Source organism: Microbacterium sp. NPDC090281 (assembly GCF_044769635.1).
Classification (GTDB): domain Bacteria; phylum Actinomycetota; class Actinomycetes; order Actinomycetales; family Microbacteriaceae; genus Microbacterium.
In genome coordinates, this window is record NZ_JBIVYH010000001.1 from 242,918 (window position 1) to 260,186 (window position 17,269).

Below are 17,269 nucleotides of genomic sequence, written 5' to 3' on the forward strand. Positions count from 1 at the left end.
CCCGCGGATAGACTGGGAGTCATGTCCAAGGTCCTCCAGTCCCTGCCCGTCGGCGAGCGCGTCGGCATCGCCTTCTCCGGAGGACTCGACACCTCCGTCGCCGTCGCGTGGATGCGCGAGAAGGGCGCCGTTCCCTACACGTACACCGGCGACCTCGGCCAGTACGACGAAGACGACATCGCATCGATCCCCGGCCGCGCGCTGGAGTACGGCGCCGAGGCCTCGCGCCTGATCGACTGCAAGACCGCCCTGGTCGAAGAGGGCTTCGTCGCCCTCTCCTGCGGTGCGTTCCACATCCGCTCCGGCGGCAAGACCTACTTCAACACGACGCCCCTCGGCCGCGCGGTCACCGGCACCATGCTGGTGCGCGCCATGAAAGAGGACGGCGTCGACATCTGGGGCGACGGCTCCACCTACAAGGGCAACGACATCGAGCGGTTCTACCGCTACGGCCTGCTCGCCAACCCGCGTCTGCGCATCTACAAGCCGTGGCTCGACGCCGACTTCGTCACCGAGCTCGGCGGCCGCAAGGAGATGAGCGACTGGCTCGTCGCCCGCGACTTCCCGTACCGCGACTCCGCCGAGAAGGCCTACTCGACCGACGCCAACATCTGGGGTGCGACGCACGAGGCGAAGACGCTCGAGCACCTGAACGTCTCACTCGAGACCGTCGACCCGATCATGGGCGTCAAGTTCTGGGATCCGTCCGTCGCGATCGAGACCGAAGACGTCACCGTCACGTTCGAGGCCGGTCGCCCCGTCGCGATCAACGGCGTCGAGTACTCCGACCCGGTCGCCCTGGTCATGGAGGCGAACACGATCGGCGGACGCCACGGCCTCGGCATGAGCGACCAGATCGAGAACCGCATCATCGAAGCGAAGTCGCGCGGCATCTACGAGGCTCCCGCCATGTCGCTGCTGTTCATCGCCTACGAGCGCCTGGTCAACGGCATCCTGAACGAAGACACCCTCGCGACGTACCACGAGCAGGGCCGCCGCCTCGGTCGCCTCATGTACGAGGGCCGCTGGCTCGAGCCGCAGTCGCTCATGCTGCGCGAGTCGATCCAGCGCTGGGTCGGCCTCACGATCTCGGGCACCGTCACGATCCGTCTGCGCCGCGGCGACGACTGGACCATCCTCGACACCGTCTCGCCGAACCTCTCGTACGGCCCCGAGAAGCTGTCGATGGAGCGCGTCGGCGACGCCGCCTTCGGTCCGGTCGACCGCATCGGCCAGCTCACCATGCGCAACCTCGACATCGCCGACTCGCGTGCGCGCCTCGAGCAGTACGCCGGCCTCGGCCTGGTCGGAGGTGCGACCGGCGAGCTGGTCGGCCGCGTGACCGCCGGCGAGTCGAGCGAGATCACCGAGTCGGTGCACGGCTCGATCTCCGAAGCCGACGAGACCCTTGCAGATGCCGTCGACACGGCATCCGAGGGCGCAGCCTTCGACTCCGGCACCGACTGACGCTTCGTCGCGCCGAAGCCCGGAGCGATATCGGGTCTCGGCGCGATGCGCGTCTATACGGGCGCTTCGTCCCGGAGATCTGGATTCTCGGTGCGGTCGATGATGCTCGGAAGCACGTCGTCGAAGAGGACGACGACGGCTGCGCGCACCTGAACGGCGTCCAGCTGCCTGATGGCGTCTCGGATCTCGCGGGTGGACTCCTCGCTCGCGACCCAGTCGAACGCCTCCTGCGCGTGCTGGGTGAAGCGACGGATCTGCGGTCCGAGGAGCTCGATCACGTCCACTCGCATGGGGTTGCCTTCGATTCGCGCGAAGCCGGTGGCGATCGCTCGCAGCGCCACCCCGAAGGCCAGGATGTCGCGGTCGCGGCTCGCGGCCGTCATGTCCTCCGTCAGATCGACGAGGTAGGCGACGTCATCCGCTTCGATCAAGGGCATCGCGTGCCGGATCGAACCTATCCAGATGTCTCCGAAGAGTGCGATCGCGTCTCTGATCCGGTCGAGATCGAGCGGGGCCACCCGCGTGAAGCGGTTGCGCTGCATCTCGACGAGCCCCTGTTCGGCGAGTCTGGCCAGTGCATGCCTGATCGGTGTCTTGGACGTCCCCAATTCGTCTGCGAGCTCATAGTCGCGAATGCGTTCGCCCGGACGCAGTTCGCCATCCACGATCGCGTCTCGCAACCTGCGATAGACGTCATCACTCAGCTTTCTGCGTTCCAGCTCGACATCGAAGCCTGCCAAATCACACCCTCCTTCGACCACAGCGGTTCCCCCACCACTCGATACGGTCGACACTCGCGAACCGGATGCTCACGCTTCCGGAACCGGCGCCACCCCCAATAACGCGCCAGCGCGCAACGCGTAACATAACACAACGCCGCCCTCCGAAAGCTGTGCCCGCCTCCCGGAGTGTCGAAGGCAGGATTTCCGCCGACTATCTTGCACAACTCTGTGCACTATACGTACCATGGGGGCATGACCACTCGTGCACCCCGTCGCGACGCCGTCGAGAACCGCGCCGGCATCCTGTCCGCCGCCCGCTCGACGCTTGCCGCAGACCCGCACGCATCCATCGATGTCATCGCCCGCTGCGCCGGCCTCTCGCGACGCACGCTGTACGGACACTTCGACGATCGCGACGCCCTGATCCGCGAACTCATCTCCGCCGGAGCCCAGCGGTTCAACGCCATCGCCGCCTCGAACGACGACGACGACGCCCGCCTCGCGCTCGCCCGTCTCGCCGCGCTCCTCTGGCACGAGGCTGCACATGTGCAGGTTGCCGCAGCGCTCGCCCTCGACGAGGCACACGTCGAACACACGGCCACCGCGCTCGCCCCGCTGCGCCGCACAGTGGCGGCACTCGTGCGTCGCGGGCAGGACGACGGCAGCTTCCGCACCGACCTCGCCGCGCCCACACTCGCACGCCTCATCGAAGAGATGGCCCGCACGGTCATCTCCCGCACGGATGCCGCCAGCACGGGCGCTGCCGATCTCGCCGTGAGAGCCGTCCTGAGCATCGCCGGTCTGTCGTGGCGCGAAGCCGACGAACTGCTCGCCGCGCACCCCGACGTCGGCGCATCCGCCGTCCCTCCCGAATCCGTCCACGTCGACCCCTCCCAGGAGGCCAGCGCATGAAGATCTCACTGCACGACGTGAGCAAGGGCCGTAACGCTCAGGCGCTCCCGTCGACGTCGCTCGAGTTCCACACCGGGTCCGTGCGTTTCGCTCTCGCCGAGACAGAACAGCGCCCGACGGTGCTCGGCCTGATCGCCAGCGGTCGCATGCGCCCAGACTCCGGCCGGGTGAGCATCGACGGCACGGAGGATCCGAAGTCGCTGCGTCGCCGGGTCGCCCTGGTCGATGCCCCTGACGTCAGCGACCCGCACCCCGACATCACCCTCGCCGGAGTCGTGGGGGAAGAGCTCATGTTCGCAGGCCTCGGCGCCACGCCGCTGCATGCGCGACGCTGGCTCACACAGCTGGGTTTCGTCGAACTCGCCTCCGTGCCGATCGGCAACATCGACCCCGCCGCTCGCGTACGCATCCTGTGCGAGCTCGCGGTGCTGCGATCCGGAGTCGAAGGCATCGTCCTCGTCTCCCCCGACCGTCACGGCGGGAGTCCGGACGGCTGGTGGCGCATCTCCGCGGAGTTCGCCGATCGTGGCTACGCGATGCTCGTGATCGTCGGCGGTTCCGCGGCCATCGCCCTGGAGCGGATGCACGAGTTCGACGCGATCAACGCCTCCGGGCCGATCGAGCCGCTGACCCTCGATGAGCCCGAGCCCGAGCCCGAGCCCGAGCCAGAGCCCGATCCCGAGCTCACCCCTGAGACCACCCCCGAGAACGGAGACGCGCGATGAAGGTTCCCGCCATGATCGCCGCCGAGCTCCGGCGACTCACTGCGAGCAGGATGGGCATCATCGCCCTGGTCGCGCTGATCTGCGTGCCGATCCTCTACGGGGGCCTCTATCTCTGGGCGAACCAGGATCCGTACGCGAAGTTCCCCGAGGTTCCCGTCGCCCTCGTGGTCGACGACGAGGGCGCTCCCTCGCCCACGACCGGCGAGACCGTGAACTACGGCGAAGACGTGGCGGAGAACCTCATCAAAGGCAACGCCTTCGACTGGCAGCTTATGTCGGCGGACGAAGCCTCCGAGGCGCTGCGCCACGGCTCCGTCGACTTCACCGTGACGATCCCGGCCGACTTCTCGTCCGCCCTCACCTCGGCGGCAGGCACCGACCCGCATCAGGCGCGCATCGACCTCGAGACCAACGACGCGAACAACTATCTCGCCTCGTCGATGGGCACGCAGGCAGTGGAGAAGATCCGCAGTTCGGTGGCCGAGATGGTCGGCAGTCAGGCCGCGGAGCGACTGCTCACCGGACTGAGCGACGTGCGCGACAAACTGATCACGGCGACGGATGGCGCGACACAGCTCGCTGACGGCGCAGGCACCGCGGCGTCCGGCAGCTCCACCCTCGCCGAGGGCACCGCACAGCTGGCCGACGGCACGGCCCAACTCGCAGCAGGGGCGCAGACCCTCGCGAACGGAGCCCAGCAGGTGAGCGCAGGCAACCGCCAACTCGCCGACGTCGCCGACCGGGCAGGTTCCGCAGTGCAGCAGGCCGCGAACGCCCTGCCGCAGGTGCGCACCGACATCACGAACGCTCTGACGGAGCAGGGGCTCACGCCCGAAGAGATCGATCAGGTGCTCGCCACGCTCGATCCGCTGGGTGCACGGCTTCAGGAGGGGAACACGCAGGTGCAGGCCGCGGTCGGCAAGGTCGACCAGCTCGCGGCCGGTGCGGCAACTCTCGCCTCGGGCGCCACCGAGCTCGCCGGTGGCGCCGGCACCGTCGCGACGGGCGCATCGGCAGCGAACGACGGTGCAGCTCAGCTACGCGACGGACTCGCCACCCTGGCATCCGGCACGGCCGAGCTGCGCGACGGGCTGTCCGACGGCGTCGAAGCGATCCCGGCATCCACACCGGAACTGCGCTCCCTGCAGGCCGACACGATCGCAGACCCGGTGAAGGTGTCGAGCGACAAGGTCGCCTCCGCCGAAGACTACGGCGCGGGCCTCGCGCCGTTCTTCGCCGCCCTGTCGGCGTGGATCGGCATCTACGCGCTGTTCCTGATCGTGAAGCCGATCTCCCGGCGCGCCATCACGGCACTGCACTCCCCCGTCCGCATCACACTCGCCGGCTGGCTGACCCCGGCCATGCTGGGCGCTGTGCAGATGCTCGGGCTCATGGGCATCCTGGCCATCACACTCGGCTTCACGTTCGACCATCCGCTCGGCACGCTCGGCGTCATGGTGTTCGCATCGGCGACGTTCGCGGCGATCATCCTCGCGCTCAATGTCTGGCTCGGCTCGGTCGGGCAGTTCCTCGGGCTGGTGCTCATGGTGCTGCAGCTGGTCACCGCCGGCGGTACCTTCCCCTGGCAGACTCTGCCCGCTCCGCTGGCAGCACTTCATCACGTCCTCCCTCTGGGATACGTCGTCGATGCGATGCGCCAGCTGATGTACGGCGGCGATTACGCGCGGGCCGGCTGGGATCTGGCGGTCCTCGGAGCGTGGCTTGTGGGGGCCCTGCTGCTCGCGATGATCGGGGTGACGCGGATGACACATCGACGCACCCTGCGCGATCTGCAGCCGAGCCTGATCGGGTGATCGGTCGGGCGCTCGTCGCGGAACACCTCGCGGCGAGCGCTCGGACGGATATGATGCGAAGGCGCGACCCTGGAACGCGCACTGGGGCTCGGTGGGACTGAGTTCCACCTGTCTACCCGAAAGTGTTCTCGACGATGATGACCGATTCGCAGGAGTCCGCCGCACCTTCTCGCCCCTCACTGGGCGTTCGCATCGGACGCGTCGCGTTCCTCGTCCTGGCCGGGATCGTCGTGATCGCGGTGGCTGCGGCCTTCTTCGTCACCTGGACGATCCAGCGCTCCTTCCCGCAGACCGAGGGATCGATCGAGCTCGACGGACTCGCGGCCGAGGTCACGGTGCAGCGCGATGACCGCGGCATCCCGACGATCACCGCCGACTCGACCGATGACCTGTTCTACGCCGAGGGATTCGTGCACGCGCAGGACCGGTTCTTCGAGATGGACTTCCGCCGCCACGTCACCGCCGGCCGCGTCGCGGAGATGTTCGGGGAGTCGCAGGCAGGAACCGACGCGTTCCTGCGCACGCTCGGCTGGCGCAAGGTCGCCGAAGCCGAGGTCGAGGCGATGGATGACACGACGCTCAGCTACTACGAGGCCTACGCCGATGGGGTCAACGCCTACCTGGCTTCACGCTCGGGCGCAGAGCTTTCCCTCGAGTACGCGGTCATCGGCCTGCAGAACCCCGACTACGCACCTGAACCGTGGGAGCCCGCGGATTCCGTCGCCTGGCTCAAGGCGATGGCCTGGGACCTCCGCGGCAACATCGAAGACGAGACCGAGCGGTCCCTGCTCGCCGCCGAGTTGAGCGAGGGCGCGGACGGCGACGGCACGGCTGCCGCGGATACGGATGCCTTGCTCCAGAAGCTCTACCCCGACTACCCGTTCGACGAGAATCCGGTGATCGTCCCCAAGATCTCGACCGTGCCGGCCCTCGGCTCCGATGCCGAGCCGGCATCCTTCTCGTCGTCGAAGACCGACGACGAGGTCGAGCAGGCGAGCACCACGATCGAGTGGGAGGAGACGTCGAGCGTCATCGAGGCCGCGAGCGTGCTGGTCGGCAACGTCGGCGAGGGCATCGGGTCGAACTCGTGGGTCGTCTCCGGAGACCTCACCGAAACCGGGATGCCCCTACTCGCGAATGATCCGCACCTCGGAGCATCACTCCCCTCGGTCTGGTACCAGGTGCAGTTGAAGTGCTCGACCGTGAACGAGGAGTGCCCGTTCGATGTGGCCGGCTTCTCGTTCTCCGGCCTCCCCGGCGTCGTGATCGGACACAACCAGAAGGTCGCCTGGGGCTTCACGAACCTCACCACCGATGTCACCGACCTCTACGTCGAGCGGGTCGAGGGAGACCAGTACTGGCGCGACGGCGCGCTGGTGCCGCTGGAGGAGAGCGCCGAGACGATCAAGGTCGCCGGTGGTGACGACATCGAACTGACCATCCGCTCGACCGTGCACGGACCCATCATCTCCGGACTCACCGACGACTTCACGGCGATCGCCGATGATCCGGAGCCCGCGCTCGAGGCCGATTCCGCCGCCCCGACCACACCGGCTCCCGGCTCGGAAGACGACACCGAGTACGCCGTCAGCCTGCGATGGACGGCCCTCGACCCCGGTACCGCGGCGACCGCCATCTTCGCGCTCTCGACCGCGCAGAACTTCGACGACTTCCGCTACGCCGCATCCCTCTTCGACGTACCGGCGCAGAACCTGATCTACGCCGACACCGAGGGCAACATCGGCTACCAGACGCCAGGACGCCTCCCGATCCGCGGTGCCGGCGACGGGTGGATGCCGCAGCCGGGTTGGGACAGCAGCTACGACTGGACCGGCTACATCCCGTTCGAGGAGCTGCCCGTGTCGTACAACCCGAACTCGGGATACATCGTCACCGCCAACAACGCGATCGTCACCGACGACTACGCCTACTTCCTCTCCCGCGACTGGGACTACGGCTACCGCGCGGCGCGGATCGCCCACCTGATCGAGCGGCGCGCGGCGGTCGCCCCATTGACCGCCGACGACATGCGTGAGATCCAGATGGACAACGAGATGTGGATCGGCACCCAACTGGCCGCGGCCATGGACGACGTCGAGGTATCCGGCGCCGGCCCGAACGAAGCCGTGGAGCTGCTGCGATCGTGGGACGCCCAGAACGCGGCGTCGTCCTCGGCCGCTGCCTACGCGAACGTGCTGTGGTCGAACCTGGTGCAGAACATCTTCGCCGAGCGCGAGCAACCGCTGCCGATCGACGGTCAGGGTCGGCTCTTCACGGTCGTCGCCGACCTGCTCGAGAATCCGTCCGACCCGCTCTGGGTGAACGAGCAGATCGATGTCGACGGGATGGAGCAGATGCTGGCGCTGTCGGCGGAAGAGGCCTACGACGAACTCGCAGCCCTGCAGGGCACCGCCGTCGCGCGCTGGAACTGGGGAGAACTGCACGCGATCACCCTCACCAGCGACACGCTCGGCACCTCGGGCATCGCTCCGGTCGAAGCACTCTTCAACCGTGGGCCGTTCCCCGTGAGCGGAGGAGCGTCCGTGGTGAACGCGACCGGGTGGGAGCTCGGCGTCTCGTACGCCACCACCACGGTGCCGTCGATGCGCATGGTGGTCGACCTGTCCGACTTCGACGCCTCGACCTGGAACCACCTCACCGGGGCATCGGGCCACGCCTACGACGAGCACTACACCGACCAGACCGCCGACTGGGCTGCCGGCATCCAGAAGCCGTGGGCGTACTCGCCCCAGGCCGTGAAAGCCGCAGCCGTCGACACCCTGGTGCTGACGCCGGCCGGCTGAGCGACGCGTCGCGCCCGATCACCCGGAGCGACGCCCCAGGATGCTCGGATACGTTTGAGGGGTGCCATCCAGCTACCTCGCCCCCAAGGGCACGCCCGCCACGCTCCTCGAGTTCGAGCACGGCGGCGCGACGCTCATCGCCGAGACGTTCGGCGAAGGTCCGCACACGTACCTTCTGCTGCACGGCATCGGCATGGGCCGCAGCGTCTACCTCGACATCGTGCAGCGTCTCGAGGGACGGGTCATCGCGGTCGACCTGCCCGGCTTCGGCGAGGCCCCTGAGCCCACGCGCACCCTCACCATGGAACGGCATGCCGATCTCGTCGCGGCCTACCTGCAGCACGTCGACTCGGGTCCGGTCATCGTGATCGGGCACTCGATGGGCAGCCAGATCGCAGCAGAGCTCGCCGCGCGGCATCCATCCCTCGTCGAGGGCGTCGTGCTGGCCGGGCCCACCGTGAACAAGGCGGCCCGCAACGTCGGCGCACAGGCGCGGTACCTGCTGACCGACCTCGTCGGCGAGCGGCCGCTGGTCATCTGGCGCGGAGCCAGGGAGTACCTCCGCGGCGGTCCCCACCTCTTCCGCAAGATGCGCGCCACCATCGTGCACGAGCCCGAAGACGCCTTCGTCCGCATCCAGTGCCCCGTGCTCGTGCTGCGTGGAGAGAGCGACCCGCTCGCCCCGATGAGCTGGTGCCGCGAGATCCTCGACGCGATCCCCGGCGCAGAGCTGGAAGTCATCCCCGACCACGGTCACGGCACGTTGATCAGCGACTCCGAGCCCGCGGCCCGCCTCATCCACGAGTTCGCCGCCCGCCTCTGAGCGGCGGAAAGCGTTCAGCCGGCGGCGGGCGGAGTCTGCTTCGACTCGGCCAGTTCGTCGACGACGAGGCCGCGCTGCTCGATGGTGCCGTTGCGATAGGCCTGCCGCCCGACCATGTGCGCCGAGAGCGGCGCGGTCGCGAACTGCATCAGCACGATGGGGGCGACCAGCACGAGGCCGAACAGGAAACCGCCGATCGAACGCTGCGACAGCGCTATCGCGATGCAGATGAGCAGCAGCCCGAGCACCTGCGGCTTGGTCGCCGCGTGCAGTCGGGAGGGCACATCGCGGAAGTGCAGCAGCCCGACCGCGGCTGAGAGGCACAGCAGCGCCCCGAGCAGGATGAGGATCAGGACCGCCACGTCGACGACGGCATCCGGGATCATGAGACCGAACACGTTCATGGTGTCGTGTTGTCCCTTCTCGCGACGAACCGGGCGACGGAGATCGACCCGAACACCCCGATCGCCGCGATGATCAGGAGCACCGGGATGTTGCGAGTGTGACCGTTGATCGCCATCTCGGCCCCGAGCACGCACATCACCTCGGTGAGGAGCACATCGGAGGCGACGGCGCGGTCGAGGATCGACGGCCCGCGCACGATGCGGATCAGGGTGAGGATCGCGGCGATGCCGAACACAACCATGATCAGCAGGAGCAGGATGTTCATCGGGCACCGCCCTTCGTCGCGCCGAGACCGGCCCGCTCGTCGGCTTTGAGGGCCCGATACTGAGCGGGGTCGCCGAGTGCGCGCACGACCCGACGCTCCCAGCGGAGCACCCCGGCGCGCTGCTCCTCGACGTCGGCGAGGTTTCGGACTCCGATCACGTGCAGGTACAGGATGCGCCGGTCGCGATCTGTCTCCACGACCAGTGATCCGGGGATCAGAGACGAGACGACCGCGACGTGCGTCATCACCAGGTCATCGGCGTAGCGCAGCGGCACCGCGATGATCGCCGTGCCCGGCTGACGACGGAAGTCGAACACCTGCACCGTGACGGAGAGCGCTCCGCTGAGCACAGCGAACAGGAACTGCACCACGAAGAGCGCGGCGTACCAGAGGTTGATCCGGCCCGAGAGCGCAACGGTCGGCAGGCGGAAGACGCGGGTGACGAAGATCGCGACGACGAGACCGGTGAGGAAGGACAGCACGGTGAACTGCGCCCACAGCAGCATCCAGAGCACCACGAGCCAGGCCAGGAACGGCAGCTGCACCCGGATGTCACGCCAGAGGTGGCGTTTGAGGTCTCGGCCCATCAGCCCACCTCCTCTTCCAGCTGCACGAGGCTCACCGGCTGCAGCAGTGCGGCGCCGATGCGATCGCAGAGGGCATAGAGGGGGCCGGCGAAGATCGTCAGGGCGAGGGTGACAGCGACCATTCCACCGGTCGCGACGGTCATGATCTTCGGGATGCGACGACGTTCCTGCTGCTCGTCGGCCGCCGGAGCGTTGCCGAGGTAGGAGATGCGGCCCTCGGTCTCGGTGGAGTCCTCCTCCTCGCGCCAGAAGGCGAGGTTCCAGGCGCGCATCAGGGCGTAGAGGGTCAGCAACGAGGTCACGATGCCGCCGAAGATCAGCACGATCATGAGCGGTGTGCCGACGGATGCCGCCGCCTCGAAGAGGGCGAACTTGCCGATGAAGCCCGAGAAGGGTGGCAGGCCGCCGAGGTTGATCGCCGGCACGAAGTAGAGGATCGCGATGACGGGCGCGACCTTCAGCAGTCCCTTGACTCGCAGGATCGACGTGCTTCCCGCTCGACGTTCCACGAGCCCGACCGCGAGGAACAACGTCGTCTGCACGACGATGTGGTGCACGATGTAGTACACCGTCGCGCCGATCGCCGCCGGCGTCGCTATCGCGAGACCGAAGATCATGTAGCCGACGTGGCTCACGAGCGTGAACGAGAGGATTCGTTTGAGCTCGGCCTGCGCGACTGCGCCGAGCACCCCGACGATCATGGTCGCGAGCGCGATGATCAGCAGCAGGGTGTCGATGCTGTTCGAGGCGAAGAGCTGCGTCTCGGTGCGGATCAGCGCGTAGACGCCGACCTTCGTCAGCAAGCCGGCGAACACGGCAGTGACCGGAGCCGGCGCGGTGGGGTACGAGTCAGGCAGCCAGAACGACACCGGGAAGATGGCCGCCTTGATGCCGAACGCCACCACGAGCATCAGGTGCAGCACCAGCTGCGTCTCCTGCGGGAGCTCCGACATCCGCTCAGCGATCTGAGCCATGTTGACCGTGCCGAGCGCACCGTAGATCATCGCGATCGAGGCGAGGAACAGGATCGATGAGACCAGCGAGACGACGATGTAGACCGCGCCCGTGCGGATGCGGGACTCGGTGCTGCCGAGCGTGATGAGCACGTACGAGGCGACGAGCAGGATCTCGAATCCGACGTACAGGTTGAAGAGATCCCCGGCGATGAAGGCGTTGAAGATGCCAGCCGCGAGGATCAGATACGAGGGGTTGAAGATCGAGATGGGTGTCTCGTCGGTGCCGTCGGCCGCGCCCTGGCCGATCGAGAAGAGCAGGACGGCGAGCAGCACGATGCTGGAGATGAGCACCAGGAGGGCTGCGAGCCTGTCGACGTAGAGCACGATGCCGAACGGCACCGGCCAGCCGCCGACCGAGACGGCGAGCGGTGCGCCGGAGTCGACCACGACCAGAAGCACGGCGGCGATCACCGAGACGGCGGCCAGCGTGGCCACGGTGACGACGACCTGGAGGCGTGCGTTGCGGCCGAAGACGAGGGTGATCGCGGCGCCGAGAAGCGGGAGTCCGACGAGGAGCGGGACGAGGGCGGTCATGGCCTGTCCTCCTCGTTCTCATCGCGGTCGTGGGATTTGTCTGGGCTCGGTTCACGGCCCTCGTCTGAGGACTCGGAGTGTTCGCTCCCCCAACCGGTCGGGGCGTCGAATGGCGCATCGTCGTGGATGGAGGGGTGATCGCGCATGTGCAGCACCGTGATTGGAGCCGTCTGCACCCCGACGAAGTCGGTCGTGGCGTCGTCGTCGTCCGTCTCGGACTCGTCGTCCATGAGGTCTTCGTCGGCGTCGGTGCGCTCGCGGAGCGCGATGTCGGCTTCGTCGTCCTCGACGGTGTCGGCCTGGCCGAGCTGCCAGGAGCGGTAGATCAAGGCGAGGAGGAACGCCGAGACGGCGAACGTGATCACGATGGCCGTGAGTGTGAGCGCCTGCGGAAGCGGGTCGCTCATCTCGCCTTCCGTGCCGAAGAAGGGAGCGTTGCCCGGAACACCCATCACGATCAGCAGCAGGAGGTTGGTCGCGTTGCCGAGCAGCAGGAAGCCGATCAGCACGCGGGTAAGGCTGCGCTCGAGCATCGCGTACACACCGCACGCGAAGAGGATCGCCATGATGACGATGAGGGTGAGGGAGACGTCCATCAGCTGTCCCTCCCGCCCCGGGAGAGGAAGCCCTCAGGTCCCGGCGTCGTACGCAGCGCTGCCTGACGGTCGACCTCGGCGCCGAGGCTCCGCAGCACGTCGAGGACGAGCCCGATCACGACGAGGTACACGCCCACGTCGAAGATGGTGGAGGTGACGAACTCCATGTGTCCGATGCCGGGGATCTCCCACTCCCAGAACGTGCTGGTCAGCGGTGCGAGCCCGAAGAACAGGGGGACGACCGCGGTGCCGACGGCGAGGATGAGCCCGGTGCCGAGCAGTCGACCCGCGTCGGTCGGTGCTGCCGCACCCAGTTCCCAGCGACCGCCGGCGATGTAACGCATCACCAGCGCCATTCCGGCGACGAGTCCACCGGCGAAGCCTCCGCCTGGGAGGTTGTGGCCGGCGAACAGCAGGAAGATCGAGACCACGATGATCGTGTGGAACAGGACGCGGACGATCACCTCGAGCAGGATCGACCTGTTCTCCGGTTTCATCTTCTGTCCGCCGACGAGCCACGCACGCGGGCTGCTCTCGTTCTCGGAGGTCTGGAACCTGATGCCCTCGGTGGTCTCGACGAGTGGGCGACTGCGGGCAGCCCGGCGGGTGGCACGCGGAAGGTTCTTCGTGGCCGCGAGCAGGTCTGCGCGATGCGTGACGAACACGAGGGAGGCCACACCGGTCGCCGCGAGCACGAGCACCGAGAGTTCGCCCATCGTGTCCCAGCCGCGAAGATCGACCAGCGCCACGTTGACGACGTTCTTGCCGTGGCCGATCTCGTAGGCGAGCTTCGGGAACGCCTCGGAGATCGGATCGGCGACGCGGGACTGAGTGGCGACGACGGCGACGAAAGCCATCGTGACTCCCACGCCGATCGCGAGCAGCGCGCGCGGGATGCGACCGACCGAGGCGTTGTGCTCGCCCATCCGGGCGGGTAGCCGCCGCAGCACGAGGGCGAACGTGACCATCGTGACCGTCTCGACCAGGATCTGCGTCAGGGCGAGGTCGGGTGCACCGCTCGTCGCGAAGAGCACGACCATCCCGAGCCCGGTGACCGAGACCAGCACGACACCCGTATAGCGCTTCTGCGCGCGGACGGCGAAGATTCCGGCGACAGCCATGATCGGTGCGACGACGATCTGGGCAGGGGTGTGCCACAGGGACAGGTTGTAGCGATCGATGTCGCTCCCGATCAGGGCCGTGACCTCGGCCGCCACGAAGACCACGAAGATGGTGCCGACGTAGACCGGGAGAGAGCCTCGCTGCGTGAGAGTGGTGCTGAGCACCGAGAGACGGTCGACCCCGCGCATGACGAAGTAGTACACGTCGGCAGCGGTGAATCGCAGGAGCCGGGCCTTGCGGTCCCAGCCGGTCCTGCGGGTGAGCAGGAAGAGCCCGATTCCCAGCAGGATCGACAGAATCGAGATGCCCAGTGCGGGTTCGAAGCCGTGCCAGAGCGCAAGGTGGCCCGGGCCTTCGACTGCTTCACCCGCGTGGTCGAGTCCTGGCGTCGCAGTGAGCGCGTATCCCTGCAGAGCCGTGTCGAGCGCTGGGGCACCGATACCCGCGGCGAGCGTCACCCCGGCGAGGATGATCGGCGCGGAGAGGAAGCCGACCGGCGGATCGGGCCATGCGGTGTCCGGCAGCTGCTGGCCCCGTTCGTCGCGCTTCTTCCAGAAGGCACCCCAGAGGAAGCGCACCCCATATGCCGCAGTGAGCATAGAACCGAGGACGATTCCGATGAGAGCGACCAGACCCCAGGCCGAACCGCCTTGAGCATCATCGAGCAGGGCCGTGAGCGTTGACTCCTTGGCGACGAATCCGATGGTCGGCGCGATTCCGGCCATGGATGCGACTGAGATGAACGCGGCAGTCGCCATGACAGGCGCCTGCCTGCCGACGCCGGAGAGCTCGTTGATGTCACGGGTGGACAGCTGACGGTCGATGACTCCCACGATCAGGAACAGCGCCGACTTGAACAGCGCATGCCCGATGACCAGGGCGAGACCGGCGAGAGCCGTCGCCTGCGTGCCGTAGCCGACGACGATCGCGAAGAAGCCGAGCTGGCTCACGGTGCCGAAGGCGAGGATGCGCTTGAGGTCGGTCTCGCGGAGGGCTTGGATGCCGCCGAGCAGCATGGTCACGATGCCGAGGGTGATGACGATCGGCCGCCAGGGTGCACTGAACGCGAAGATCGGCGCGAAGCGGGCGATGAGGTAGATGCCCGCCTTCACCATCGCGGCCGCGTGCAGATACGCACTGACCGGAGTCGGGGCGGCCATCGCACCGGGGAGCCAGAAGTGGAAGGGGAAGAGGGCCGACTTGCTGATGGCACCGATCAGGAGCATCACGATCGCGGCGTCCACCAGCGGTCCGGTGGGTGCGATCTCGAGGATCTCACGGATGCTCGAGGTGCCGGTGTCCACGACCAGGAGGACCACGCCGACGAACATGACGAGTCCGCCGAGAGTCGTCACGAGCAGGGCCTGCAGCGCCGCACGACGGCTGGCCGCACGACGGCGGTAGTGGCCGATCAGGAGGTACGAGAGGATGCTCGTCACCTCCCAGAACATGACGAGCATCACGAGGTCGTCGGTCAGGACGAGGCCGTACATCGCACCGGCGAAGCCCAGCAGCACGCCGGCGAACTGTCCGACTCCGGCCGAGTCCTCGTAGAAGTACCAGCGGCAGTAGAGAAGCACGAGGGCGCCGACGCCGGTGACGATCAGCGTGAGCACCCAGCCGAGCACGTCCATGTTCATGGACAGGTTGAGCCCGAGCTGCGGAATCCACTCCACCGACTCGAAGGGCACCGGGCCGTCGAGGACCTGCGGCGTCATGACGAGCGCATGCACGAAAGCGGCTGCCGGTACGAGGGCCGCGATCGCGAAAGCCTGAGCCCCGAGCCAGCGCACCAGAACGGGCATCAACAGCGACCCGAGGAGGAACACAGCGAGGAGCATCAGCATATACGCGGCTCCCTCGGGGATCGTCGGCCTCACGGCTCAGGCGGGGGGGTGTCCCGTTCAGTTTACCGGGGCGAGAAGGTCCCGAGGTTCGCAGTTTGCACGATCGTGCAAGAGTGGTCGCATGCGGCGGGTGTGGGTGCGAGAGCTGGCCGGGTGGCTCGGATCTCTCGCGTTCGCTCTGATCACGACCGCGCAGGTCGCCTCATCCGCCCGCTCAGAGCTGCTGTTCCGCGACGGAGATTCCCTGATCGTGGCCCTGTTCGCGAGGTCGGTCGTCTCGGGCCAGCCGTTGGATTGGGCGATGTCGAGCGTGCTGTTCGTGCCCGAGTCCGCGGCCTTCGCCCTGCTCGATTTCCTCCTTCCCTTCGGCGTGAACGGCCTGCTCGCCGTAAATGCCGTTCTCAACATGCTCGCCCTCTACGGAGCGATCCGCGTCGTCGCGGGTCGCCGGCGCGAGGGCACGGCACCGGTGACGTGGTCGCTCCTGGGGCTCGCTGCCTTCTGCGTCCTCGCCATGACCGACCTGTCGGGCTCGCGCGATGCCCTCGATCTCGCCTCGCTGCAGTCGACGACCACGTACTACTCGGCCACAGTGGTCGCCGTCGTGCTGTCGGTCGGGCTGGCACGCCGGGTGATGGACCGCGAATCAGGCGGTGTCGGACTTCTCCTCGCCCTCGGGGCCACGGCGGCTGTGTCGACCCTGTCAAACCCGCTCTACGCGGTGTGGGCGGTGGTCCCGATCACGCTCCTCCTCGCCGTGATGGCCATCCGATCGCCGCAGAGGGTCCGGATGGCGATGCTCCTGGCCGTGCTGCTGGTCGGCACCGCACTCGGCTTCCTCGGACGCATTCCGCTTCGGGCATGGATCGCCAACACCGGCGCCGGCTACGTTCAGCCCGAACTGTGGAACGAGTCGCTGGGGTACTACGCAGGCTTATTCACCGACCGGATCTCGACTCCGCCCGGAGTTCTCGGCGCCCTGATCGTCGTCGCCCTCATCGTGCTCGCGGTCTTGCGCACCGTGCGCGCCGGCGACGCAGGAACCCGGTTCGTCGCAGCCGTCGCGTGGCTCATGCCGGCGCTCGTCCTGATCGGCGCGATCGCACTCGGCACCCATGCGGCCCGCTACCTCCAGCCCCTCGCGTTCGCGCCTGTGCTCACGCTCGTCGCTCTGCCGCACTCCTGGCGGATGCCCTTCCGCGTGGAGTCCCTCCTCGCCGCGGCTGCTGCCGCTGTGCTCGTGGTCGGCGGAGTGCTGAGCGTCCCGCGACTCGCCGCCGCGAGCGAGGAAGCCGATCCCGATCTCGTCTGCGTCACCGATTGGGTGAATGCTTCAGGCCGCACCGGTGCCGGTCAGTTCTGGACCGTGCGCCTGCCCAAGCTGCATCTCGACGATCCTGCCCATCTCGTTCAGGTCGATCATGAGCTCAACGGATACGCCTGGCTGGTGAACCGGCGGGACTTCGACGTCGGCGAGGTGTCGTTCCTCGTGGAAGACGCGCAGACGGTGCCATGGGCCCTCCCCGAACCGGCCATCCCCGATGAGGTGGTCGACTGCGGCCGCTACCGCATCCTCGATTTCGGCGACACCGCGCTGCCGATCGGCCCCGAGCGGAGCTGACCGTCGCGA

Annotated in this window: 14 protein-coding genes; 7 read left to right on the top strand and 7 right to left on the bottom strand. The window is 67.7% G+C overall.

Translation table 11 applies throughout. From position 1 onward, the window contains the following. Window positions 1–21 precede the first annotated feature (21 nt). Window positions 22–1,467, top strand: a complete 1,446-nt coding sequence (gene argG / locus ACIQTX_RS01135; protein WP_402967796.1) for an argininosuccinate synthase — start codon at window positions 22–24, stop codon at window positions 1,465–1,467. Window positions 1,468–1,520: 53 nt separating this feature from the next. Here argG and ACIQTX_RS01140 read toward each other — a convergent pair whose 3' ends face one another. Further along, a complete protein-coding gene (locus tag ACIQTX_RS01140) occupies window positions 1,521–2,207 on the bottom strand; it encodes a GntR family transcriptional regulator (RefSeq protein ID WP_402967799.1) in 687 nt (228 codons plus the stop codon). A gap of 234 nt (window positions 2,208–2,441) precedes the next feature. On the opposite strand from ACIQTX_RS01140, the gene ACIQTX_RS01145 reads away from it, so the two are divergent. The 5 genes from ACIQTX_RS01145 to ACIQTX_RS01165 all read left to right on the top strand — a co-directional run bounded on the left by ACIQTX_RS01145 (window position 2,442) and on the right by ACIQTX_RS01165 (window position 9,267). Next, window positions 2,442–3,101, top strand: a complete 660-nt coding sequence (locus ACIQTX_RS01145) for a TetR/AcrR family transcriptional regulator (RefSeq protein ID WP_402967802.1) — start codon at window positions 2,442–2,444, stop codon at window positions 3,099–3,101. After that, window positions 3,098–3,826, top strand: a complete 729-nt coding sequence (locus tag ACIQTX_RS01150) for a hypothetical protein (protein ID WP_402967805.1) — start codon at window positions 3,098–3,100, stop codon at window positions 3,824–3,826. The genes ACIQTX_RS01145 and ACIQTX_RS01150 overlap by 4 nt, the downstream gene beginning before the upstream one ends. Further along, a complete protein-coding gene (locus tag ACIQTX_RS01155) occupies window positions 3,823–5,640 on the top strand; it encodes a YhgE/Pip family protein (RefSeq protein ID WP_402967808.1) in 1,818 nt (605 codons plus the stop codon). Before ACIQTX_RS01150 ends, ACIQTX_RS01155 begins: the two co-directional genes overlap by 4 nt. A gap of 137 nt (window positions 5,641–5,777) precedes the next feature. Further along, on the top strand, window positions 5,778–8,444 hold the full coding sequence (locus tag ACIQTX_RS01160) for a penicillin acylase family protein (protein WP_402967811.1): 2,667 nt from the start codon (window positions 5,778–5,780) through the stop codon (window positions 8,442–8,444). Window positions 8,445–8,505: 61 nt separating this feature from the next. Further along, window positions 8,506–9,267, top strand: a complete 762-nt coding sequence (locus ACIQTX_RS01165; protein WP_402967814.1) for an alpha/beta fold hydrolase — start codon at window positions 8,506–8,508, stop codon at window positions 9,265–9,267. Between the two features lie 14 nt (window positions 9,268–9,281). On the opposite strand, the gene mnhG is transcribed toward ACIQTX_RS01165, so the two are convergent. Genes mnhG through ACIQTX_RS01195 form a run of 6 tightly spaced genes read right to left on the bottom strand, consistent with a single transcriptional unit; the run spans window position 9,282 to window position 15,639 of the window. After that, complete coding sequence (gene mnhG, locus ACIQTX_RS01170; RefSeq protein WP_028501268.1) at window positions 9,282–9,671, bottom strand: monovalent cation/H(+) antiporter subunit G; 390 nt, start codon at window positions 9,669–9,671, stop codon at window positions 9,282–9,284. Further along, window positions 9,668–9,937, bottom strand: coding sequence for a monovalent cation/H+ antiporter complex subunit F (locus ACIQTX_RS01175; RefSeq protein WP_028501267.1), 270 nt, complete (start codon window positions 9,935–9,937; stop codon window positions 9,668–9,670). The genes mnhG and ACIQTX_RS01175 overlap by 4 nt, the downstream gene beginning before the upstream one ends. Beyond that, entirely contained in the window at window positions 9,934–10,524 is a 591-nt protein-coding gene (locus ACIQTX_RS01180) for a Na+/H+ antiporter subunit E (RefSeq protein WP_402967818.1), read from the bottom strand. Before ACIQTX_RS01180 ends, ACIQTX_RS01175 begins: the two co-directional genes overlap by 4 nt. Next, entirely contained in the window at window positions 10,524–12,074 is a 1,551-nt protein-coding gene (locus ACIQTX_RS01185) for a Na+/H+ antiporter subunit D (protein ID WP_028501265.1), read from the bottom strand. Before ACIQTX_RS01185 ends, ACIQTX_RS01180 begins: the two co-directional genes overlap by 1 nt. Further along, entirely contained in the window at window positions 12,071–12,670 is a 600-nt protein-coding gene (locus ACIQTX_RS01190) for a Na(+)/H(+) antiporter subunit C (protein WP_402967821.1), read from the bottom strand. Before ACIQTX_RS01190 ends, ACIQTX_RS01185 begins: the two co-directional genes overlap by 4 nt. Further along, on the bottom strand, window positions 12,670–15,639 hold the full coding sequence (locus tag ACIQTX_RS01195) for a Na+/H+ antiporter subunit A (protein ID WP_402967824.1): 2,970 nt from the start codon (window positions 15,637–15,639) through the stop codon (window positions 12,670–12,672). The genes ACIQTX_RS01190 and ACIQTX_RS01195 overlap by 1 nt, the downstream gene beginning before the upstream one ends. 121 nt (window positions 15,640–15,760) lie before the next feature. On the opposite strand from ACIQTX_RS01195, the gene ACIQTX_RS01200 reads away from it, so the two are divergent. After that, the gene (locus ACIQTX_RS01200; protein WP_402967827.1) at window positions 15,761–17,260 is read left to right on the top strand and encodes a hypothetical protein; all 1,500 of its coding nucleotides are present in this window, start codon (window positions 15,761–15,763) and stop codon (window positions 17,258–17,260) included. Window positions 17,261–17,269: the final 9 nt, after the last annotated feature.

Excerpts from the sequence above, each read along its gene's own strand:
- ACIQTX_RS01180 (WP_402967818.1), bottom strand. The coding sequence starts at position 10,524 with ATGGGCCGAGACCTCAAACGCCACCTCTGGCGTGACATCCGGGTGCAG.
- argG (WP_402967796.1), top strand. The coding sequence starts at position 22 with ATGTCCAAGGTCCTCCAGTCCCTGCCCGTCGGCGAGCGCGTCGGCATC.
- ACIQTX_RS01155 (WP_402967808.1), top strand. The coding sequence starts at position 3,823 with ATGAAGGTTCCCGCCATGATCGCCGCCGAGCTCCGGCGACTCACTGCG.
- ACIQTX_RS01175 (WP_028501267.1), bottom strand. The coding sequence starts at position 9,937 with ATGAACATCCTGCTCCTGCTGATCATGGTTGTGTTCGGCATCGCCGCG.
- ACIQTX_RS01145 (WP_402967802.1), top strand. The coding sequence starts at position 2,442 with ATGACCACTCGTGCACCCCGTCGCGACGCCGTCGAGAACCGCGCCGGC.
- mnhG (WP_028501268.1), bottom strand. The coding sequence starts at position 9,671 with ATGAACGTGTTCGGTCTCATGATCCCGGATGCCGTCGTCGACGTGGCG.
- ACIQTX_RS01185 (WP_028501265.1), bottom strand. The coding sequence starts at position 12,074 with ATGACCGCCCTCGTCCCGCTCCTCGTCGGACTCCCGCTTCTCGGCGCC.
- ACIQTX_RS01190 (WP_402967821.1), bottom strand. The coding sequence starts at position 12,670 with ATGGACGTCTCCCTCACCCTCATCGTCATCATGGCGATCCTCTTCGCG.
- ACIQTX_RS01160 (WP_402967811.1), top strand. The coding sequence starts at position 5,778 with ATGACCGATTCGCAGGAGTCCGCCGCACCTTCTCGCCCCTCACTGGGC.
- ACIQTX_RS01150 (WP_402967805.1), top strand. The coding sequence starts at position 3,098 with ATGAAGATCTCACTGCACGACGTGAGCAAGGGCCGTAACGCTCAGGCG.
- ACIQTX_RS01195 (WP_402967824.1), bottom strand. The coding sequence starts at position 15,639 with ATGCTGATGCTCCTCGCTGTGTTCCTCCTCGGGTCGCTGTTGATGCCC.
- ACIQTX_RS01200 (WP_402967827.1), top strand. The coding sequence starts at position 15,761 with ATGCGGCGGGTGTGGGTGCGAGAGCTGGCCGGGTGGCTCGGATCTCTC.